This window comes from Exiguobacterium sp. s102 (genome assembly GCF_018618635.1).
GTDB lineage: Bacteria > Bacillota > Bacilli > Exiguobacteriales > Exiguobacteriaceae > Exiguobacterium_A > Exiguobacterium_A oxidotolerans.
Map to the genome: position 1 here is coordinate 792,817 of NZ_JACSML010000002.1, position 22,233 is coordinate 815,049.

Annotated in this window: 19 protein-coding genes; 13 read left to right on the forward strand and 6 right to left on the reverse strand. The window is 45.7% G+C overall.

What is annotated here, in order from left to right; all coding sequences use genetic code 11:
• Positions 1–83: 83 nt before the first annotated feature.
• Positions 84–1,826 carry a methyl-accepting chemotaxis protein gene (locus KNQ02_RS09235; RefSeq protein ID WP_214808165.1) on the reverse strand — a complete coding sequence of 581 codons (1,743 nt, stop codon included), beginning with the start codon at positions 1,824–1,826 and terminating at the stop codon, positions 84–86.
• 208 nt (positions 1,827–2,034) lie between these two features.
• Between KNQ02_RS09235 and KNQ02_RS09240 the strand changes: the two genes are divergently transcribed.
• The 3 genes from KNQ02_RS09240 to KNQ02_RS09250 all read left to right on the forward strand — a co-directional run bounded on the left by KNQ02_RS09240 (position 2,035) and on the right by KNQ02_RS09250 (position 3,599).
• On the forward strand, positions 2,035–2,655 hold the full coding sequence (locus tag KNQ02_RS09240; RefSeq protein WP_088837073.1) for a flavodoxin family protein: 621 nt from the start codon (positions 2,035–2,037) through the stop codon (positions 2,653–2,655).
• Between the two features lie 80 nt (positions 2,656–2,735).
• Positions 2,736–3,131 carry an OsmC family protein gene (locus tag KNQ02_RS09245; RefSeq protein WP_214808329.1) on the forward strand — a complete coding sequence of 132 codons (396 nt, stop codon included), beginning with the start codon at positions 2,736–2,738 and terminating at the stop codon, positions 3,129–3,131.
• A gap of 84 nt (positions 3,132–3,215) precedes the next feature.
• On the forward strand, positions 3,216–3,599 hold the full coding sequence (locus KNQ02_RS09250) for an ACT domain-containing protein (RefSeq protein WP_157898478.1): 384 nt from the start codon (positions 3,216–3,218) through the stop codon (positions 3,597–3,599).
• Positions 3,600–3,695: 96 nt separating this feature from the next.
• Here the strand turns inward: KNQ02_RS09250 and KNQ02_RS09255 are convergent, their stop codons facing one another.
• Entirely contained in the window at positions 3,696–4,376 is a 681-nt protein-coding gene (locus KNQ02_RS09255; RefSeq protein ID WP_214766004.1) for a Crp/Fnr family transcriptional regulator, read from the reverse strand.
• Between the two features lie 240 nt (positions 4,377–4,616).
• Here KNQ02_RS09255 and KNQ02_RS09260 point away from each other — a divergent pair, with 240 nt between their 5' ends.
• Complete coding sequence (locus KNQ02_RS09260) at positions 4,617–5,045, forward strand: OsmC family protein (protein WP_088837075.1); 429 nt, start codon at positions 4,617–4,619, stop codon at positions 5,043–5,045.
• A 108-nt stretch (positions 5,046–5,153) separates the two neighbouring features.
• Here KNQ02_RS09260 and KNQ02_RS09265 read toward each other — a convergent pair whose 3' ends face one another.
• The gene (locus KNQ02_RS09265) at positions 5,154–5,831 is read right to left on the reverse strand and encodes a GntR family transcriptional regulator (protein ID WP_214766005.1); all 678 of its coding nucleotides are present in this window, start codon (positions 5,829–5,831) and stop codon (positions 5,154–5,156) included.
• Between the two features lie 179 nt (positions 5,832–6,010).
• On the opposite strand from KNQ02_RS09265, the gene KNQ02_RS09270 reads away from it, so the two are divergent.
• From KNQ02_RS09270 to manA, 6 genes are all read left to right on the forward strand, one after another.
• Positions 6,011–6,862, forward strand: coding sequence for a YitT family protein (locus tag KNQ02_RS09270; RefSeq protein ID WP_214766007.1), 852 nt, complete (start codon positions 6,011–6,013; stop codon positions 6,860–6,862).
• A gap of 137 nt (positions 6,863–6,999) precedes the next feature.
• Positions 7,000–7,725: a MurR/RpiR family transcriptional regulator gene (locus KNQ02_RS09275; protein ID WP_088837078.1), complete on the forward strand. Its 726-nt coding sequence runs from the start codon at positions 7,000–7,002 to the stop codon at positions 7,723–7,725.
• A 132-nt stretch (positions 7,726–7,857) separates the two neighbouring features.
• Entirely contained in the window at positions 7,858–9,786 is a 1,929-nt protein-coding gene (mngA, locus tag KNQ02_RS09280; RefSeq protein ID WP_214808168.1) for a PTS 2-O-a-mannosyl-D-glycerate transporter subunit IIABC, read from the forward strand.
• Positions 9,787–9,801: 15 nt separating this feature from the next.
• Positions 9,802–12,420 carry a mannosylglycerate hydrolase gene (mngB, locus tag KNQ02_RS09285; RefSeq protein ID WP_214808170.1) on the forward strand — a complete coding sequence of 873 codons (2,619 nt, stop codon included), beginning with the start codon at positions 9,802–9,804 and terminating at the stop codon, positions 12,418–12,420.
• A 58-nt stretch (positions 12,421–12,478) separates the two neighbouring features.
• Positions 12,479–13,627 (forward strand): glycerate kinase, encoded by a 1,149-nt coding sequence (locus KNQ02_RS09290; RefSeq protein WP_214808173.1) that lies wholly within the window; start codon positions 12,479–12,481, stop codon positions 13,625–13,627.
• 16 nt (positions 13,628–13,643) lie between these two features.
• Positions 13,644–14,582, forward strand: coding sequence for a mannose-6-phosphate isomerase, class I (manA, locus tag KNQ02_RS09295; protein ID WP_214766015.1), 939 nt, complete (start codon positions 13,644–13,646; stop codon positions 14,580–14,582).
• Between the two features lie 291 nt (positions 14,583–14,873).
• On the opposite strand, the gene KNQ02_RS09300 is transcribed toward manA, so the two are convergent.
• Positions 14,874–15,377, reverse strand: coding sequence for a peroxiredoxin family protein (locus KNQ02_RS09300; RefSeq protein WP_214808176.1), 504 nt, complete (start codon positions 15,375–15,377; stop codon positions 14,874–14,876).
• Positions 15,378–15,733: 356 nt separating this feature from the next.
• Between KNQ02_RS09300 and KNQ02_RS09305 the strand changes: the two genes are divergently transcribed.
• The 3 genes from KNQ02_RS09305 to KNQ02_RS09315 all read left to right on the forward strand — a co-directional run bounded on the left by KNQ02_RS09305 (position 15,734) and on the right by KNQ02_RS09315 (position 18,635).
• Positions 15,734–16,645, forward strand: coding sequence for a methyl-accepting chemotaxis protein (locus tag KNQ02_RS09305; RefSeq protein ID WP_088837083.1), 912 nt, complete (start codon positions 15,734–15,736; stop codon positions 16,643–16,645).
• Positions 16,646–16,772: 127 nt separating this feature from the next.
• Positions 16,773–18,164 carry a DUF1565 domain-containing protein gene (locus KNQ02_RS09310; protein ID WP_214808179.1) on the forward strand — a complete coding sequence of 464 codons (1,392 nt, stop codon included), beginning with the start codon at positions 16,773–16,775 and terminating at the stop codon, positions 18,162–18,164.
• A gap of 147 nt (positions 18,165–18,311) precedes the next feature.
• The gene (locus tag KNQ02_RS09315; RefSeq protein ID WP_088837084.1) at positions 18,312–18,635 is read left to right on the forward strand and encodes a hypothetical protein; all 324 of its coding nucleotides are present in this window, start codon (positions 18,312–18,314) and stop codon (positions 18,633–18,635) included.
• Between the two features lie 58 nt (positions 18,636–18,693).
• Here KNQ02_RS09315 and KNQ02_RS09320 read toward each other — a convergent pair whose 3' ends face one another.
• Both KNQ02_RS09320 and KNQ02_RS09325 read right to left on the reverse strand, forming a co-directional pair.
• A complete protein-coding gene (locus KNQ02_RS09320) occupies positions 18,694–21,330 on the reverse strand; it encodes an ABC transporter permease (protein ID WP_214808182.1) in 2,637 nt (878 codons plus the stop codon).
• A gap of 89 nt (positions 21,331–21,419) precedes the next feature.
• A complete protein-coding gene (locus tag KNQ02_RS09325) occupies positions 21,420–22,115 on the reverse strand; it encodes an ABC transporter ATP-binding protein (protein ID WP_214808185.1) in 696 nt (231 codons plus the stop codon).
• Positions 22,116–22,233: the final 118 nt, after the last annotated feature.

The window sequence follows — 22,233 nt, forward strand, 5'->3', positions numbered from 1 at the left end:
CCGGCGAGTGGCGTCTAACAATAGAAAAACCCAAACAGTTCACTTTTTCAAGTGTATCCCATTTGGGCACTGCGCGGTTTTCATTATAACGAGAATTTGTTCGTTTGATCTTCCAAATGACGAGAAGTTGTGTTGAGGGTCGCGACAAGCGTATGCAGGCCCGTAATCGTCGCAATCATTTGTTCAGAAGCGGCTGCGACTTCCTCATTGCTTGCCGTATGTCCCTCTGCGACCGTCGCGATTTCGTGCAAGGCACTGCGGATGGTTTGTTCCGACCGGGTGACTTGTGTCATCTGATCGGTCATTTGTGCCATCGACGAGGCGACACTTGTGACATGTTCAGCGAGGTGGCGGAACGAAGCATCCGTCTCTTTAATATCCGTTTGTCCGGACACCGTTTCCTGCAGCGTCAAGGCAAAACTGCTTTCCATCTGCTGCGTGTTTTCCTGGACGCTTTGGACGATTGCCGCGATTTCGTTAACACTGCTTGCGACATGGTTCGACAGTTTTTTGACTTCGGACGCGACGACAGCAAAGCCTTTTCCTTGTTCTCCGGCACGTGCTGCCTCAATCGCGGCGTTCAGTGCAAGCAGATTCGTCTGCGCGGCGATGTCGCGAATGATTGTGACGAGCGCTTGGACTTCCGTCGATTGTCGTTTCAGGTGCTGGATTTGGTCTGTTGAAGCGTGAACTTGTTGATTGATCGTTTCCATCCGACTGACCGACCGTTCCATTTGGGAACGTCCGGCGTCTGTCATGTCACGCATCTCAGCTACCGTCATCTGGACCTGTTCACCTTCCGTCGAAGTCGCCCCGATTAATCGCGAGAATGCATCCATTTCATCCGTCAATGATAACGTGACGTGGGTCTGACTTTCGGTCCCGGTCGCGATTTCGGTCATCGTCTGTGCGATTTGTGTTGAACCGTCGAGGACTTCCGTTGTACTGTCGTCGATCGATTGACTCGTCTCATGGACGAGAAGTGACGTCTGCGAGATGTCGGTGATCATCGTCCGTAACATGTCGTTCATCTGTTTAATCGAGTGGGCGAGCGAATAAATCTCATCATGCGATTTGATTTCGAGCTGGGTCAGTTGTGTATCCGCCTGCCGAAGTTGCCCGGCCGCGATGTTTTCCGAGACGGCTTGGAGCGTCTCGAGCGGTTTCAGCTTCCGTCCGAGCATATAGTACAAGGCAGCTAAGGTGAGTGCAAGTAAAATCAGTAATAAACCGATGAAGAGCGGTAGGTTTTGTTTGAGTAAAGTTGTCGACAGCGCATCGACGTCTTTTGCAGCGATATCGACACCTAATATGCCGATGATTGTGTTCGAGGCATCTTTCAGCGGTACATAGACGCTGACGTATTGTCCGTATTCCGGATCATCAATCACGTCCGTCGTATGGGTCTCACCGTTCAAAACGTGTTTCATGTCCTGCGCGACGGCACCTGTCGCCGGGTCATTAATGGCTGCGGCTTCTGCTTTCGGTAGACCGTCAATCAACAAATTGACTTTATTTTGGTCGATCGTTGCCGTATAGGCATACAGTAAACCGTTTTGCTGACGTAACGTATCGAGCGATTCACGAAGCGTTTCATAATTCTCGGAAGCGGTCGGATTGCTCAAAAATTCAGCGTAGGCAGCCGTGTCGAATGTTTTTGCGATGCGAAGAGCGTCTTGTTCCGCTGTTTTTTTAAGCGTCGAAACCGCTGTTTGGTTCGTGTTGTAATAAAGGGCGGCACTACTAAAGAGGAAAAAAATGATGAGGATGGAGCTGATGATCAGTAACAAACGTGTACGAATGGAATGGGTTCTTGCTTCAGTCATAGATGGACCTCCTGGTGGATTTCTAGTTGGTGATATATATACTATCGGTCTGAAAATTATTTTTTCGATGTTTTAAAATAAAAGTTCAATTTTTTTGAATGGAGAAGTTGTGACGGTTTAAAATGCAGGACGGTCAGGTTTGACAAATCAAAAACAAAGGAATTATAAAAAAGTACGTGAATGCTAGACAATAAGGGAGTTGAGACTTATGACAAAAGCTTTATTTTTAAATTGTTCATTAAAATCGTCAGATGAATTATCGAATACGGAAGCCTTAATCAACGAAGTGATTGCTTATTATCAAGACTTTGACATCGAGTCGGAAATCGTTCGCGTCGTCGATTATAACGTCGCCTATGGCGTGACGACTGACGAGGGAGACGGGGACGAGTGGCCGGTAATTTTTGAAAAGGTAAAGGCTGCTGACATCGTCGTCATCGGGACACCACTTTGGCTCGGTGAGAAGAGCAGCATCGCGACGCAAGTCATTGAACGGTTGTATGGCGGCAGCGGGTTAACAAATGAGAAAGGGCAATACATGTATTACAACAAAGTCGGGGGAGTCATCGTCACGGGGAACGAGGACGGGGCGAAGCATGCATCGGCGTCGATTCTTTACGGATTATCACATATCGGCTTTACGATTCCGCCGAACGTCGATACGTACTGGGTTGGCGAAGCGGGACCGGGTCCGTCCTTCATTGAAGCAAATGGAAAAAACAACGCGTTCACGCAAGGGCATGCGAAAGTCATGGCCTACAACTTGATGCATTTCGCGAAGCTGCTGCAAGCTCACCCGATCCCGGCTGAAGGCAACGTCGTTGAATAATCTACTTTCATATTGAAAAACTAAACGATTAAAAGGAGCGGTTGATTGTGATCGAAAAAGTGACAGCAGTCTCAAAAGGGATGCACACGGAAGGTCAGGCAGGGATTCATACGATCCGGATTGATGAACCCGAAAGCATGGGTGGTGGAGATCAAGGCGCGAATCCTCTTGCGACGCTACTCGTCGCCCTCGTCGGTTGTGAAAATGCGGTCGCGAATTTCGTCGCAAAAGAGATTGAGTTTGATTTACAAGGAATCGACTTTGAAGTCGAAGGTTCGATTGACCCGCGCGGCATGATGGGTGACCCGTCTGTCCGGACACAATTCAAGCGGGTCACGGTCCATGCGAAGGTCACGACATCGGAAACGGAAGAACGGGTCCAGGGATTGCAAAAAATCGTCGATGCCCGTTGTCCGATTTCGACGACACTCGTCGCAGCGGACGTCACACTTGTCGCGAATTGGACGAAAGCGTAAAAAACACCTCCGAAATCTAGACCTGTACAAGGCTAAGATTCGGGGGTATTCTTATGACATTTAAGATAAGAGGGGGATAAACAATTGAACTTAACAGTCTTACCAGAAGAATTATCGGTCGTTCGCTATGCGGTTGAAGCCACACTACCAGAATGGATCTTTCAGAGTGGATCATTTTGGAACATCATGAAAACACGTGATGAGCTATCGGTCGTCTGCGAGACATCCAGTATTCCGACAGACGAGACATACTTAAAAATCGAGTCCGGATTTCGGGCAATCAAGGTCGAAGGTCCACTTGATTTTGCATTGACGGGTATTTTATCCAAGCTGATTCGTCCACTTGCAGCACATGAAATCAGTATCTTTGCTTTATCCACATATGATACGGACTATATTCTCGTAAAAGATGTCACGCTCGAGCGAACGGTTGAACTGTTCCGGGCAGATGGCCATCAGATTGTTTGAACTTGTGCTTAAACCTAAAAAACGGTCATTTCTCGAAAAAAGATTCGGGCAATGACCGTTTTTAGTTGGCGTAATTAGTAGGCCGTACTTAAAAAATTAAAATTGATTGAGAAGCTCACTTGCACGATTGGCATCAATCGCGAAGTAGAGCTCTTTTTTGAGCACTTCCTCTTTTTTTAACTGATTCAGAATGAGGCTCGTTGTCTCTCTTGTGGAACCGATCATTTGTGCGATGTCAGTGTGGGTAAGTTTCAAATCGATTGATTGCCACTGTTTGTGTCGCGTGCCCGATTTTTCACTCAGCTTCAGCAACAAATAAACGATTCGGTATTTCACATCATTTAGCGCAAGGTGCTCACTGAAGGAGTAGACATCCTTTAGTCGATTTGACAAGACTTGAATCAATTTCATCGCAATTTTTGGATTACTTTCGATGAATGTTTCGAACTGATCAGTTGGCATGATACAAAGGCACGTATCTGTCATGGCTTCTGCATACATGTCGTCGTCCGTCAACGATAGTGTTGCCGTTTCTCCGAACGTGTTGCCACCAACTAAAACATCAACTGTGAATTGCTTGCCTTGTTTATTCATCCGATACAAACGAACTTGTCCTTCTTTTAGAAAAAATAGTGCGTCTTGCCGTTGATGCGGCGAGAGGATAACGTCGCCCCGTTTCAACTGGACCATTTCACTTGCGTCATTAATAAGTTGCAATTCGTTCGTCGGAAGTTCTTCAAACAAGCTGATTTGCGACAAAAGCTTAAGTTTATCCATGTTATTACTCCTTTTGGTCATCTCTTCATCAAGATGAGGATTGTCTTTTCACTATAACTGGTTTTCATAGATTTTCTAAACAGATAGTTTCGAATCAGCAGCAAACATGAACAGGTAATCGCCGAAAGTGTAAGCTGGCTTACACGCGTAAGCATTCGTCTTGGAGAGAGAAAAGACTGCGTGGTACGGTATGCGTGTGGTAAAGAAACCAACAAAAAAGTGTATGAGGAGAGATTACAAATGGTTGAAAAAATTACAGCAGTATCAAAAGGTATGTATACAGAAGGCGTTTCACACGGTCATAAAGTCATCATCGATGAGCCGGCGAAAATGGGCGGAACAGATGAAGGTGCAAATCCACTTGCAACACTGCTTGTTGCTTTGACAGGTTGCGAAAATGCGATTGCTAACTTCGTCGCAAAAGAAATCAACTTCGATCTGCAAGGAATTGAATTTGAAGTGGAAGGCACGCTGGATCCACGCGGTATGATGGGGGATGCATCAGTTCGTCCCTATTTCGAACGCATCACAGTCAATGCAAAAGTCTTAACAAGTGAATCCGAAGAACGTGTACAAGAATTGCAACACATTGTGGATTCACGTTGCCCAGTCTACACGACTATGGTCGCTGCAAATGTTGAAATGGTGCCAAACTGGACAAAAGCGTAAACGAATAAATGAACTATTCTTAACTGCAGCATCAATATAATATGTAATCTGTCACACGCAACGCGTTCACTTCCGAGTCGTCGGGAAATGGATGCGTTGCGTTTTTTTTTAGAACATATCTTCAAGCGACTGGTAAGGTTCCGTTATTGACTTAATAGAGTCTAATGTCTGGTGTAAATGGCGTTGCAGGGCATCGGTAACAAGATCAACCTGACGGGATTCAATCGCTGTGATGATCTCGAGATGCTCCTTAAGGCTCTTGTTATTTCTTTTACTTTTATAATCAATGACATTGTACATCATTAAATAGACGTCGATTTGATCAATGATCCGACTTAAAAATTCAATGACATACCGGTTCTGACTTTTTTCGGCGAGTAGCATATGAAATTTTTTGTTGATGCTCGTATATTCGGTTAAATCTTCATGAGTGTAGGCGTCCAGTTCTTTTTCGATGAGTTGCTTTAAATAGTCAAGATCCTTCTGTTCGACATTCGCGAGACCAAATTTTACGGCGACACCTTCTAATTCAATCCGGAGTTCAAACGCCTGAATGATGTCATTTACGGTCGGTTGAATCACATAAGCTCCGCGATTCGGTTTCAGGACGACGTATCCATCAAGTTCGAGTTTCTTAAAAGCGTTCCGGACGGGCGTCCTGCTTGTCTCAAGTTTCTCGGCGATGACGGATTCAGTAAGTTGCATACCGGGAGCAAATTCCCGATTGAGGATAGCTCGTTTAATTTTTTCAATAATAATCGTTTCGATGGGTTTTACAGTTTTCATGAAAACGTTCCTCCGTCCATTGAATTGTCTCTTATTTTATTTTAGCATTTTTCCCGGTCGATTCTTTCTGAAAAATCGAATGGTTTTTATAACTGAAAAAAGCAATAGACAAAACAGGTTTTATGTAGTAGAACTAAATTGTACTACAATTTAGTTCTACTACAAAGGAGAGCAAAAAAATGCAAAAAAAACATGTACTGCAATTACATGCCGGGCTTTTGATGGTGGCCTTTAATATTCACTTTATCCTAGTACCAAATTCGGTCGCGGCCGGCGGGATTTCAGGGCTTTCCGTTATCATCCACGAATTTCTGCCGAACTTGTCGTTAGGTGTGCTCATGATAGGATTGAACGTTTTTATTTTTTGTATCGGTTTTGCTTTCTTAGGGTTTACTTTCGGTTTTAAAACAGTCTATGCAAGTCTGGTATTATCTTTGTTTGTGTATATGCTCGATTTGTATGCACCAATCCGTCAACCGGTAGGAAATGATTTATTCATCCAGCTAGTATTTGGTTTTTCGATTAATGCATACGGGATGGCATTGATTTTTAGTCATAATGCTTCGACCGGCGGAACAGATATTTTAGCGATGATATTGAATAAATGGAGTGGTGTACGAATTGGAGTAGCTGTACTTTTATTTGATTTAAGCATTGCGCTTGTGTCCAGTATGCTATTTGGAATTGAGAAGGGAATGTATGCTGTATTTGGTGTATTTCTCAATGGGGTCCTGATCGATACTTTGCTACAAAAATTAAAGCAGCATAGTGAAGTTGTCATCATCAGTCATCAATTTGAACATATCCAGTCCTTTATTCTACAGGAATTAAAGGCACCGGCAACGGTTCATGTCGTTAATACTAGTTCTTCGAAGGCGAAGCAACACGTAATCACGGTGCATTTGATGTCACCGGATGTCACGAAATTAAAGCGTTTTGTGTTGGCAACGGACTCCACTGCCTATTTAACGATTACGCAGACCAAGGAAATATACGGAAGTCATGAAGAGAAGGCATTCCAGCGTGCGTGAACGTTCATTAAAAGGAATTCGCTGAAACCGGTTAAAGGGTCTGTCCTTGAAGTGACTGTTGTTTTGACTCGAGCTTTTGTATACTGTTTAATTGGTAGACAATTAAACGGTTAAACGTTGCGGCAGGAGTGGGGTATATGTTGACTTTTAAGGAACGGATTCAAAAGTATGAATATCACCTGAACGATACAGACGATCAGATTATTTCATATATCAACGATCATTTTACGAACGTAACACGCATGTCGATTCAGGCGATTGCGGAAGAATCTTTTACAGTCCCGAATACAATCGTCCGGTTAGCTAAAAAATTAGGCTATGACGGTTTTTCGCACATGAAAAATGCAATCAAGCATGAACTTGAAGCAAATGAAGAAGATGTGCCGGGTGACGTATTAAAAAAGACGAAAGAACTCATCGATGAAGTACATGTCGAGCAAGTTCATCATTTACTCGAACAAGCCCGTCGCGTACTCGTATACGGTATTGGAGACTCTGTCACCTATTGCGAATACTTGGTGCAAGGGTATCGAGTCGTTAATAAAAAATGTGAGTTTTATCTTCACCGTCATACGACAATCACGGAACTAGAAGCGATGACACCGAAGGACTTACTTCTTTTGATATCCGTTTCTGGCGAGAGTGAAGCCGTCATTGAACTGGCAGGGCGGGCAAAAGAGAAAAACATTCCGATTGTCAGTATCACCCACTTTACGCATAACAGCCTCGTGAACTATGCCGATTACCGCCTCTATTTTTATTCGCCCCCTGAACGCTTATTACATCACAACATTACAAACCCGACTCCGATTTTTTACTTGTTGCGTCATCTGTTAGAACAGTATTGGAAAAATCACAAGTGATGTGTATTTATACACATGAAAACCCTTACAAAAGAAAAGGATGTGAAAGAAGAAGAAGAATCAAGCTTCTTCTTTTTTTGTTGATACACTACAGGTAATTCATTAAAAGTAAAAATGAAAGGGGTTACAAACATGTTGTTGCAAGCGAATACATCAACCTCACTTTTACATGTTCAACAGGCATTTGATTCAAAAGATCAAGCGATTCGCTTTTTAATTCACGAACTCGCCGAAGCCGGTAAAATTTCATCGGAAGAAGCATTTTATGAAGCAGTCATCGCTCGGGAGGGACTGTCACCGACAGGATTTGAAGGGGGGCTTGCGATTCCCCATGGTAAGTCAGATAGTGTCAGAGAAGCATCATTTGCGATTGCGACGTTGACAAAACCGATAACGGACTGGGAAAGCATTGATCCGGCAAACAAGGTGGAGCTGGTCATCCTGCTGGCGATTCCTTCAGCGGAAGCGGGATCAACCCATTTGACACTATTGGCTGAATTTGTAACCCGTCTTTCAAACGAAGACTACAAAAACCGCCTCCTTCAATCGCGTTCAGCAGAAGACTTACTGGCAGCCTTAGACGCCTCTGTCGATGAAAAGACGGACTCAACAGCAGAAGTTCCTTCGTCTGGAAAGTTAGTACTGGCAGTTACAGCATGTCCGGCAGGGATTGCGCATACGTACATGGCAGCCGAAGCATTGATTAAGGCCGGTCGCGAACTTGGCATCGAAGTGAAGGTTGAAAAACAAGGCGCAAACGGAATCGAAGACCGACATGCAGCCAAAGATTTACAGCAGGCAGATGCCGTCATCTTTGCAGTTGACGTCGCGGTAAAGGACGAAGCACGTTTTAAAGGCATTCCGTCTATAAAAACATCAGTCGCTGCCCCGCTTCGTAGTGCAAAGGATCTCCTGGAAAAAGCTTTGACGAAAAGTGAAAATGTGAAGTCTGATGCTGACCGGATGGCGGATGAAGCGGATGAGGAGCCGACGAATTGGAAAAGCGAAGTGAAAGCGTCATTGCTGACAGGTATCTCGCATATCATTCCGGTTATCGTTGCCGGAGGGATGACGCTTGCCGTCGCCGTCTTCATCTCCCAACTGTTTGATTTACAGGCGCTCTATGCGGAAGAAGGTTCGTGGTTATGGTTACTGCGTCAATTAGGGGGATCCCTGCTCGGTCAGTTAATGATTCCGATTTTAGCTGCATACATGGCGTATTCGATTGCTGATAAGCCTGCTCTAGGACCTGGATTTGCTGCCGGAGTCGCAGCCAACTTAATCGGTAGTGGCTTCTTAGGTGGAATGCTCGGAGGCTTACTTGCCGGATATTTCCTCAAATTCTTAAAGCAAAAAGTTAAACCGAAGGGTACATTTGCCGGGTTTATCAGTTTTTGGTTTTATCCGGTCGTCGGAACACTTGTCGTCGGGTCAATCATGTTATTTGTCGTCGGTCGTCCGTTAGCGTATTTAAATACAGGACTGATTTCTTGGCTGGATGGATTAGAGGGGGCTAATGCTTTATTACTCGGGGCAATCATTGGTGCGATGGTTTCGTTTGATCTCGGTGGACCAATCAATAAAGCGGCGTATACATTTTGTATCGGAGCGATGGCGAGCGGAAATTTAATCCCGTATGCCACATTTGCTTCAGTCAAGATGGTATCAGCGTTTGCCGTAACCGGTGCAACCCGCCTAGGCAAAGAGGCGTTCACTAAAGAAGAACGGGAAATTGGAAAACAAACCTGGTTACTCGGTTTAGCAGGGATTACGGAAGGGGCGATTCCTTTCATGATTAATGATCCCCTCCGTGTCATTCCCTCATTAGTCGCAGGATCCGCCGTGACGGGAGCGATTGTGGCCTATTTCGGAATCGGTCTGAACGTACCGGGAGCAGGTATCTTTTCGTTGGCATTACTTCAGGGACAACCCCTCGTACTTGCGGCATCAGTATGGCTTGGTGCGGCATTGGTTGGAGCGTTCATTTCGATGGTCCTTCTCCTTCTCACTCGAAAACATAAAAATAAAAAGCATCAGGATGCACTGAAAAATGTTGCTTAAAGGGAGCTGGAAACAATGAAAAATGTTCATGTCGTACCACATATGCACTGGGATCGGGAATGGTACTTCTCGACCGAAGAATCACGCATCTTATTAGTCAATAATTTAGAAGAAATCATGGAAAGGCTTGAAACGGATGAAAATTATCCATATTACGTTTTAGATGGACAAACATCAATCCTCGAAGATTATCTTGCGGTAAAGCCGGAGAACCGGTCACGGATAAAACAGCTAGTTCAATCAGGAAAATTGATTATTGGACCTTGGTATACCCAAACAGACGAAATGATTGTAGGCGGGGAGTCGATTGTCAGAAACTTATTGTACGGCATTAAAGATTCAGGTGAATTTGGTCCCCATATGAAGATTGGTTATTTACCGGATTCGTTCGGGCAGTCGGCACAAATGCCGATGATTTTGAACGGATTCGATATCGAACGCTCGATTTTCTGGCGAGGAACGTCGGAACGGCATGGAACGAACAAAACTGAATTCAACTGGAATTCAGCGGACGGTTCCAATGTACTCGTCCAGCTGATGCCGCTCGGCTATGCAATCGGTAAATATTTACCGACTGAAGAAACGGCACTAAGAAAGCGAATGGATAAATATTTGCCTGTCCTCGATAAGGGTGCGACCGGAGATCATCTGCTGTTACCGAATGGTCATGATCAAATGCCGCTCCAGCAAAACATTACGGAAGTCATCGAACAACTACATCGTCTGTATCCGGAACGCGAGTTTTTCTTGAGTCGATACGAAGATTTATTTGATCAACTGGAGCAACAACTTAATCTGCCGACCATTTCAGGAGAGTTTTTAGATGGGAAATATATGCGTGTTCACCGTAGCATCTATTCGACACGGATGGACATCAAAGCGATGAATACTCAAATCGAAAACAAGCTGACGAATACATTAGAACCGTTAATGAGCCTTGCCTATTCACTTGGGATTGAATACCATCACGGGCTAGTCGAATTGATTTGGAAAGAAATCATGAAAAATCATGCCCATGATAGCATCGGATGTTGTTGCTCCGATAAAGTCCATCAAGAAATTTACAACCGTTTTTTCATTGCAAACGAAAAAACCGATCAATTGATTTCATTCTATAAAAGAAAGATTGTCGATTCGATTGCGACGGAGCGAATGGAAGACCGGTTAACCTTCTTTAATTTGAATGCGAGTCAGGAAACGACCACAACGACGACGGAAATCATCAGTAAATTTGAAAATATCCGTCTGGAAACGGAAGCAGGGCAGCCTGTTCCTTATCAGTTGATGAAAAAAGCAGTCATCGATCCGGGGCTGATTGACCGCCAAATCGTCCACTATGGAAACTATGATCCGTTTTATCGTTACACAATTGAACTTGATATCACACTTCCGGCCTTGAGTTATGAAACACTTTTCGTTGTTGAAGAGAGTGCGACTCCGGACGCGTTGCCGCAGGCGGAAACAGGTATAACGGAATGTGACACAGCGCTTTATCACGTAGTAATTCAGTCGAACGGTACACTTGATGTGACAGATAAACAGTCGAATCGGACGTACCGCGATCTCTTCCTGCTTGAGGACAGTGGGGACGATGGAGATGAATATGATTATTCGCCCCTGCTTCATGATGTGAGTATTACGACAGAAACGGATCGCCCGACAATCGAAGTCACACAAACAAATTATCGGGTAATGATCCGAATTGATCACCGCTTCGCTGTACCGGCAGATTTAGAAGAGCGGAAGCAAGGCAAACGGACGAAAGAGATGACGGTCGCGCTTGAAATCGTCTTAAAGCATGACGATCCTGTTATTGCCTTTAATGTGACGATTACGAACAACGCGAAGGACCACCGTTTACGTTTGTTGATTCCGGCAGAAGTAAACACCCGGCAAACATTTTCAGATAATCAGTTTGGTGTAATACACCGCCCCTTCGTCGATGATGCGCTCCGTGTGTGGGAAGAGGAACAATGGAATGAACGACCAGACGGTATCTTCCCGATGTTATCGTATGTTGGGCTAAAGGATGATGAGACAGAGAACGGACTCGGTTTAATCACGAACAGCTCACGGGAATATGAGGTCATTGCAGGAGCTCGACCAACGCTTGCAGTTACGCTGTTCCGTAGCGTAGGTGTACTCGGAAAAGAAGAGCTCGTACGCCGCCCGGGTCGTCCGTCAGGAATCAAATTAGCGACACCGGATTCGCAGATGATCGGAACATACAGCTTTGATTTCGGTCTCGTTTCACTCCGCAAAGAAGAAGAACTGGCCGTTTGCGCTAAGCGTCACTTATCACCGACTGTTGCTTACAATAAAATCCCGCACGATGCGATGCGTTTAAATCCGACCGGACTCCATTTGCCGGTATCGTATTCGTTATTCGAACTCGAATCGACGGGGATTATCATGAGTACGTTGAAAAAAGCAGAGCAAGGGGAAGGACTCATTCTTCGTGTCTTCAATCCGACGACGACCAGCCGATCTGTTCGATTTAAATCAAACCAAACGGGAACGTTCCATGAAGTCAATTTAAACGAAGCACATCCAGTTGAAATCACGTCAGCGGTACAAGACAAATCTTATGAGGTCGCACCGAACCAAGTAAAAACAATTCTTATTAAAAGATAATTAACCGTCAGACCATGGTCTGATTTGAAGGTCTGTAAAACGACAGGAGGGCTGACGAATGCAAGAACGACAAACCATTTTAGTCGCAATGGACTCTTTTAAAGGAAGTTTAAGTTCAGCTCAGGCAAACGGGGCGGTCATGGAAGGAATTCGTCAAATCAATCCGAATCAATCCATACAATCGATCGAGGTGGCAGATGGCGGCGAAGGAACGGTCGCTGCCTTGACTGGCCCCTTTAATTTAACGAGACGGAAAGTTACTGTGCATGATGCAAACGGCCGTCCGACTGAAGCCGTATATGGTCATAACAAAAAGACAAAACGTGCCGTGATCGAAGTCGCATCTGCTTGTGGATTACCACAACTGAAAAAGGAAGAACGGAATCCGCTAACTGCGACATCGTTCGGGGTCGGACAATTAATTACAGATGCCCTGTCGTCAGGAGCACGGCGGATTTACTTAGGACTCGGCGGTTCGGCGACGACTGATGCAGGGGTCGGCATGCTTCAGGCATTGGGGTACCGATTTCTGGCACAGGACGGGACAGAAATTACAGAGATGCAAGAACTTACTTCTTTGGCGTCCATCGATGAGACACGGGTTCACCCTGCTCTCGAAGATTGTCAATTCACAATCATTTGTGATGTCGATAATGTTTTCTACGGTCCAACTGGAGCTGCATATGTATACGGTCCCCAAAAAGGGGCATCCGAGCGTGATGTTGTCGAGCTGAATGACCGTCTCATCCATGTAGCAAAAGTAATTACGGAACATACTGGAATAGATGTTCAGTCTATTCAAGGAGCAGGTGCCGCAGGTGGATTAGGAGGTGCTTGTTCGTCGCTCTTACAGGCTGAATTAAAACGCGGGGCTGAACTGATTTTGGAGGAAACAGGGGTCATGGCGCAAATAGCGGACTATGCGTTTATTTTTTCAGGTGAAGGAAAAATTGACGGACAGACGTTTCAAGGGAAATTGCCGCAAGCAATCGGGCAATTCGGACACCGGTTCGGCATCCCCGTTATTTTATTAGGCGGAAGTGTCGACGCATCGATTGAACACATAAGAACAGCAGGGATCACAGCTGCGTTTTCGATTACACAACAACCGGTCGCGCTAGAGGAGATGATGCAGCCTAAAAAAGCATATGACACTCTGAAGTACACGGCGGCCAATCTATATGCACTATGGATGACGATGAGATGAAAGGATGAAGCCGAAAATGATTTTAAAATGTACACCTGTATTTCAAGAACGGCTTTGGGGGGGACGAAAGCTCGCCTCACGTTTTAACTATGAAATTCCTGACGGTCCAATCGGCGAATGTTGGGGGATTTCGGGTCATCCCAATGGAATGAGCATCATTGAAACAGGACACTATGCCGGCTACTCAATAGAACGGTTATGGTCTGAGGAACGGGAATTGTTCGGCGACTACACATTAGCGGAATTCCCACTATTAGTGAAGATTCTCGATGCAGAAAAAGATCTGTCGGTTCAGGTCCATCCGAGTGATGAACAAGCTTTTGAGCTGGAGGGTGAAGCATACGGAAAAACGGAATGCTGGTATGTCATCGAAGCAGAAAAAGATGCGGAAATCATTTTAGGTCATACTGCCCGAACGAAAGAAGCGTTGCGAGAGTCAATCGAACAAGCTGAATGGAGTACCTTGTTGCGGACACAACGTGTCAAAGCGGGCGATTTTATTTTTGTACCGAGCGGAACGATCCATGCGATTGGAAAAGGCATTGTGGTTCTTGAGACACAACAATCTTCTGATACGACCTACCGGCTGTATGATTTCGACCGTATTGATGATGTTGGAGAAAAAAGAGTTTTGCACCTTGAACAAGCGTTTAATGTCATTACAACACCCGATGTTACGTTTTACGGACGAACAGAGACGAAGCAAGTGACAAACGCAGAGATCACGACGCTTATTAAAGTTCCGGAATTCAACGTATATCACGTCAAAGTAAAAGACGGGTTTGTCCTTAAGCCACTTGAACGTTTCCGTACGATCACAATTTTAAACGGGCACGGAGAGATTGAAAATGTACCGGTTCAAGCGGGAGATCATTTCATTATTCCGCAGGGACAAGCTCCCCGCAATTGTATGGGAACGTTTGAATTCATCATGAGTGATGTGGAAGTTCGATGAATATAATTGGAGTCTTTCAAGATAATAACGTGAATAATTGACTGAATATTCAGACTTTAATGTCGGTTAGTTTCACACATTACAGGATTTGTGAACGAGAAAGTCCACTCCTTAGGGGGAGGATGAACGTGAGTTTAATTTCGGAGTCCAGCTAGTAGGAGTTTTAGAAATCAACAAGTTAATCAGGCTGCCCTTACACAGTATTTTATCCGTGTAAGGGCAGCCTGGTTTTTGTTGGATACATTTTTCATTGGAGTGAATGAAATAAGCGTTCACCCATTTATTTTTTTATCATTTTAAGTTCTTCTTAATGTACATAATGATTTTACGAAGTTCAGTAGCAGTAGGACGACCAAACGGGCTAGTTTGCCGTTGCTGATAAAGAAGAGATCCTGTTTCATCAACAAGGAAATAAGCCGGCTCACCATGTAATCCATGATCCTCATAAGGTGAATCTTCACCGTGGTAATAGACGTCAAAGTCTTTAAGGACCTTCAGCTCTTCATCGGAGAGCACAGGGAAGGACAGTTGCTCTTTTGAAGTCATTTCCGACAAATTTTTTAATTGATCCGTCGCAATCGTAATGAGATCGACGCCATGTTTATCAAAAAAGCCTTTATTTTCTTCAAGTTCCTTTAAATCTGCGACACAAACAGGACACCATGCCCCTCTAAAGAAGATGATTAGCTGCCAATTGTTGTCTTGTTTTTTCGATGAAGGATAGTGATAATCTTCACCTGTTGTAGAAGGGAGCGTAAATGATGGAATATGTGTACCTAGTTGAAATGTACTCATTGTATTCTATTCCTCCTTAATGTTAAATCTACTTATTACCTTACACCATCTGTAGCAGAAAGGCTGTAACTCTGCTTACAAAACGTCATTTAAATTTAAATCATGATTTAATTCGGAAAAAAGTTTAAAACCTGATAAATCAGGATATAATTACTTAATACGTATAGTATATGAGGATAAAGAATTTTACGTAAAAATGACCCAAATCTTTTTTTTACCATTTATCTTTAATTCTTACTATTAATATTTAGAATTAATTGTCAATCATTCCATTATGTACATTATTAAAAAACTTCTCCATGTATAAAACAGACGGTTGTACACGGGAGAAGATTTAAGCTAAGGAGACCACCCACTTGACTACATTTCTTTCAAACGAAAAAACACTCTCATCCACCCATGTCCTGGAAGCCTTAAAAACAAATGTCGCCATGATCCGGTTTGACGTACAACGCCGTGTCGTCGACGTCAATGATCTGTTCGCGAAGACGATGAAATACCGACGCGACGAAATGATTGGGATGCACCATCATCTGTTTTGTCCACCGGAATTCGTCAACAGCCCTGCTTACCAGGAACTTTGGAATAAGTTACTGAGCGGTTTCAGTGCCGCCGACAAAATCAAGCGGATTGATTCGCGGGGCAATGCGATTTGGCTCGAAGCGACGTATATGCCGATTTACGAAAATGATCAGGTCGTCGGCGTCGTCAAGATTGCGTCAGACATTACGGCGCGACAGGAAACGATTGCAGAATATGCGACATCCTTCGAAGAAATTGCGACACATCTCGATGAGCGTTCGCTTCAAGGAAAGCAGGAAAGTGAAGAATTGAAGCGAACGATTGAAAAAATGGCGACGGATGCCAAAAACAATTTGCAGACGTTAGCGAACTTACAGGCACAATCGTCGGAAATCACAAAAATCGCCGGGACGATTAAAGAGATTGCCGCCCAAACGAACTTGTTGTCTTTGAACGCCTCGATTGAAGCAGCACGCGCGGGTGAACACGGGAGTGGATTTAACGTCGTTGCGATGGAAGTCAGAAATCTTTCGAAACTCGTCGAACTCGCCGTCGTCAACGTCCGGACGACGACCGATGACATGAACAAGGAATTAAGCCGGATTGAAACCGGGATTACCCGGGCGAACGAAGATGCCTCGTCAAGCGTCCGCGTCATGGAAGAGACGTTAAGCCGGTTTGATACAGTCAGTCATGCGGCCGAGACCTTGAATCAAACTTCGAAAAAATTCACGACCGTTATCTAAACGATTCGTCAGGAGCGAGGAAGCGGCTTCTGATTTTTTTTAGGAGACCGTTCTGAAAATCAAGTATAATGAAAAGAAGAGACGAAACGATTGCACGTCAAATCGTTTTTTAAAGGACGTGAAGCTTGTGAAAAATCGTTACATCCTCCTCTTGTTTCTCTTGCTAGGAGGGGCTTTTCTTTATACCGTCTGGATCAATCCGAGTCTCAGGGCGAATGAAATTCATGTCGCACTGGACGGTGACGATGTACAAGACGGATCCCGGAAAAACCCGGTCCGGACGCTAAAACAGGCAGCTGCGTTAGCGAAACCAGGGACGACCGTATATGTCCATGCCGGCGTCTACACGGAACCGCTCGTCGTCAAAAACAGCGGGACGAAGGCGAAACCGGTCGTCTTTCGACCGTACCGGAATGATGAAGTCATCTTAAGCGGGAAAAAACTCAAGTCGCAAGATGGAACAACGGCGCTCATCACGATGGACGGGAAGGCCTACGTGACGATTCGCGGCTTCATCATCGAGGACATCAAAACGAAGCGTGCCGATGAAACGATCATCGGCATTTACCTGACGGGACCGAGCCACGACGTGACGCTCGAGCAAAACACCGTCCGCCGGATCGAAACGTCATCGAAAGACGGAAACGGGCACGGGATTGCCGTCTACGGGACAGAACCGATGCATGACATCACGCTTACAAAAAATCGTGTCGAAGATTGCCGGCTCGGTTCGAGTGAATCAATTGTTTTAAACGGGGACATCCGACGTTTCACTGTCAAAGAGAACCGGGTCAGCCGAAATGATAACATCGGAATCGATTTGATCGGGCACGAGGGCGTCGCGACGAGCGGAACAGATTACGTTCGGGACGGAATCGTCACCGGCAATATCGTCCACGACATCTCGTCCTACGGGAACCCGGCTTACGGGAACGCGTATGCTGCCGGCGGGATATACGTCGACGGCGGGAAAAATATCGACATCATCAACAATACCGTCTATCGAAGTGATATCGGAATCGAAGTGACATCCGAGCATCACGGAAAATATGCTGAACAGATTAACGTCGTCGGGAATACAGTGTATGAAAACAACTACACGGGCATCGCGATTGGCGGCTACGACAGCAAGCGGGGCGGGACACGACAGACGGTGATTCAACAAAATGTCCTTTACCGAAACGATACGAAGGGCGAAGACGGCGGACAACTGTTGGTCCAGCACTATGTGGAAACGACACGCTTCGAGGAAAATACTGTGACGGCGGGTCCGTCACGCATCATGATCGCCAATTACGTGTCGAGCGGTTCGACGAATCAGTTCGCACGCAACGTCTATGAAAAAGAGTCCGGCAAGACGAGTGACTGGATATGGGAAGAGGACACCTTGTCGTTTGCTGCATTTAATAAACAAGTCAGTGATGCGACGTCACTGTATACAGCTCCGTTATATGTCAATGCCGCGGATTATGACTTCCGGTTAAAAGAAAATTCACCCGTCTTGAAACTCCGTAAATGATTGCATCCATCATTTAATCACTTAAATCGATGCGGAAGAAGGAAACGAAGCGATTGTGTATAAATAGAAAGAAGTGAACGGTCAACTATTTGCGATAAGAAGTACGTTTCACAGGAAAGACGAATCGCTTGGCCGAGGAGGAACATTGTGAAAAAGTCCATCTTAGCATTCTTTTTACTGACACTGATTGGTTGCGTCGGCTATGTCGTCCTCAACCGGGGACCGGACGTCGCTTATGAAAAAATGGTTCAAGCAAAAGTGACGCAATATGTCCAAAAACAATATGGAAAAGCACAAATCGTCGAGGTCCGTCCGGCATATGCCGATACGGACGAAAGTAAGGAGCGGCGGCACCAAATCGCCGTCAAACTGAAGGCATACAAGCAGGATCAATACATGTTGTACCGCTTAAAGAAAAATAAAGTGATTGAACTCGGACTGACAGAGACGTTGCCGATTCCAAAGCAATGAATCACAAAACAGGCATGATGGCCGCGAGCCATCATGCCTGTTTTGTGTATGGATGCGGTTAGCCTGCATCTTTCAACTCTTGATACGGATTGACCCGTGCCGCGATTTGCGCCGGCAGCAGTGAAGCGATTGTCCCGAACAGGATTGGCAAAGCAAGCGAGACACCAATCAAGAGCGGTTCGTCCCACGGGACTAAGCCATACAGGACGTAAATCGTCAGATAGGAAATGCTGAGACCGACCAGCCCTGCGACGAATCCGATCAGCATCCCTTCGAGCAGAATCAATTGGCGGATCGAACGATTTGTCCAACCGACAGCTTTGAGGATGGCGAGGGAGGCGCGGCGGTCGGTGACGTTTTGCCACATGATTTCACCGGTCGTCAAGATGGCGATCGTGATCGCGACGCCCATCGTCACGTAATGCATCGGGCCGACTTGAAGCGCGACGAACTGGCCGAGCCAGGACGTATAGAGGACACCTTGCAAGTGGAACGTCACGAACAGGAAGAACGTCAACAGCGCTGTCGGTAACGCAATCGACAGAATCGACAGGGCATTACGTTTCCATTTACCGAAGATTTCCTTTAACGCCAGTGTAAAGGTCGAACGCAGACCCAGTTTGATGTGTGAGGATGCGGCGTATTCACCGGTCTTAATCGCTTCGTACGGCGAAATCTGACGAATCGTCCAGGCGGACCAGGCAGCACCAGTCAGGTAGATGAGTAAGCTGAACCCGGCGATCAAGACGAGACTCAGTACGTTCATCGTCTCATTGCGGACATACGAGAAAATACTTTCGACGAGCAGGGCGACGAGCGAGACGAAGCCTGCGAGCAGTACGGCTTCAATTATGACGATCCGGTAAAGATCTTTCGTCCGCCAGCCGAGTGCGAGCAAGACAGCGAACTCTTTCCGGCGGGCAAGCATCGAGACGTAGCTCGTCGCGAGGACATACACGATGGCGACGGCAAGCATCGCGAAGATGACACCGGAGAAGCCGACGCTCGTCTCACGGAAAATCGTCATCGCGGCACCGATGTGGATCCACGGCTGTTCAATCCAGCCGAGTGTCTTCCCGTCATCAACGACTTTCGTCACGACCGGTTGCGGGGAGGAGCCTTTCGTGATCGTCGCGACGAGACCGGTCTCTTGTTCAATTTGTTTTTTCACGTCTTGCAGCAGTTGTTCCGACTGTTCGCTGACGGTCGCTGCTCCTTTGACTTTTAAACGAATGGATGAAATCGCTTGTTTCCCGTTAACTGCTAAGGCGCTGTCAAGCGTCGTCAGGATATTCGGTGAACTGGTCAATAGACCGACCGGGTTTCCTGACGTATCAATCGGTTTAGCCGGATTGATCGGTTTTCCTTCGGCGTCAAGGACGAGATCAGCGGACGACGGACGATATGTTTCCATCGGTAATTCGTTGAGCGGATCTTTTGAGACGTTGATTTTATTCGGGTCGTATAAACCGACAACATTAAATGATAAGTATGGGAACGCAGTGTCTACTTCACCTGGCTTTGGCTTGTTTATTTTTCGACCACTCGATTCAAGTGACCGGAATCCATGTTCAGGGAAATAATTTTTACCATATGTCCAATTTTTAATTTGGATGGGAGCGGAATTTATCTCATAAGCCGTAGTCCAACGGGTTGGATAAGGACTGTTGATTGTTTTGAACTGGAGCGGACCTGATGTGTAGAGCAATTGTGCCCCCTCTAACTCATCCGTGCCTAAGGCAGTAGCGTTCGTTTTTTCTATCAATTGTTGTAAATACGTTTTTTCTACTTTAGACATCGGGATTGTGAGATGTTGAATGACTTTAGCAGAATACGTAGTAAGGGCAGAGTTAGTAATGGAACGTTTTGGTTGTTTTTTAATCAATTCATCAATCAGCTTTTGTTGATCTTGTTCCGTTACAAAAGGAGCATCCAATCGTTCAATCGTATATTCATAATTGCCCTGATTAAAGGAATTCGGATTAATGAGGACGGGAATGATATGTTCACCCGGGTTGTTTCCAGGTTTATGGTGATCAAGGTTAGAGAAATAACGCGATTTATTTTTCGAACTGACACTTTCATCCAGTCCGACCAGTCGCGCTTCTTCGACCGGATCGATGGCGACGACAAGGGCAGGATTTCTTGCGTTGGCATCTTGAAAATATTCAACTGGATTCGTCGTAAAGGAGGCATTTTGAGGAACAGGGACTTTTGTGCCTTGTGCAATATGGATGATTTCTTGCGATTGCTGTTCTTTCGTAAAACCATTTTGAATGTAATTCGTCGTCGTCAAACGATATATGCCTGGCTTTGTCGGAAACTTTAACGCTTTTTTGTAAGAAACACTCGAATTCGCGTACCCCATCACAGCAATCGGTGCGGCAATATCAACTTCCTTCATCTGTTTGATGTCCTCATACTGTTGAAAGGAAATCCCGCCGTTGATGCCGTTCAAATAGTTCGGCTCAAGCAGGTCACTCGCTTCGGTCGCCATCTGGCTGCCTTTCGGTCGGACGACGATGTCGTAAGCGGACGACCATTTTTTCTGTAATGTCTGTTCGACCGTACCTTGACTTGAATCGGTCAGGTTGAACATCAAACTGAGTCCGGCACTGATAATCAGGGCACCGACAAGCGTCAAAATGAATTTAAAGCGTTGCCGGCGCCAGTGGTTCAAAACGAAACGTAGCATCTGAATCCTCCTTGATGTTGTAATGAGTAGCGAGGTGAGCCGTGGAGCATTTGGTAAAGCTGCCGATAAGAAGAGCTGTGATGTCTCGTTTACCCGCTTTGGATGGTCTTCTTACGACGATCTTCGATGATTTGTCCGTCCTGCATGAACAGAATCCGGTCCGCCCGTTCGGCAAGTGCCACGTCATGGGTGACGAACAAAATGCCGCACTGCTCTTCCCTGTGCAGGTCAAGCAACAATTGAAAAATTGTCTCGCCGGTGACGGAATCAAGATTTCCGGTCGGTTCATCGGCAAGAATCCAGCGCGGGCGACTGATCAGCGCCCGTGCGATTGCGACCCGTTGCTGTTGACCCCCGGACAGTTGGGCCGGTAACGCGTGTTGTTTTTCAAGTAAGCCGACTTTCTCGAGGATCTGGGCAATCCGCTCTTCTTTATTGAAGTCCGTTTTTTGTTTTAAGAGCGGGACGAGCACGTTTTCTTTGACCGTCAACGCAGGCAGAAGGTGAAATTGTTGAAAGACGAAGCCGATTTCCTGTGCCCGGAAGGCGGAGAGGCGGCGATTTTTCCAACGGCTGATGTCTTGGCCGTCGTATTCGATTTGTCCGGACGTCGGACGGTCGAGTGAACCGATCATACTGAGAAAGGTCGACTTGCCGGAACCCGAGGCACCGACGATTGCCGTCACTTCGGTGGCTGAGAACTGGCACGTGAGGTCGTTTAAGACGAGTGATGGACTCCCGGCTAATTGAAAAGCATGGGAGAGGTGATTAACGGAAATATCCATTCGAACGCTCCTTTTACAAAATAAGGTAACTCAACTATAAAATTATTTGAAAATTTTGTCTATTGCTTTTTTTATTATCGGGTTAAAAACTGAGACAGCCTTGTCTCGTCAGTGCCTG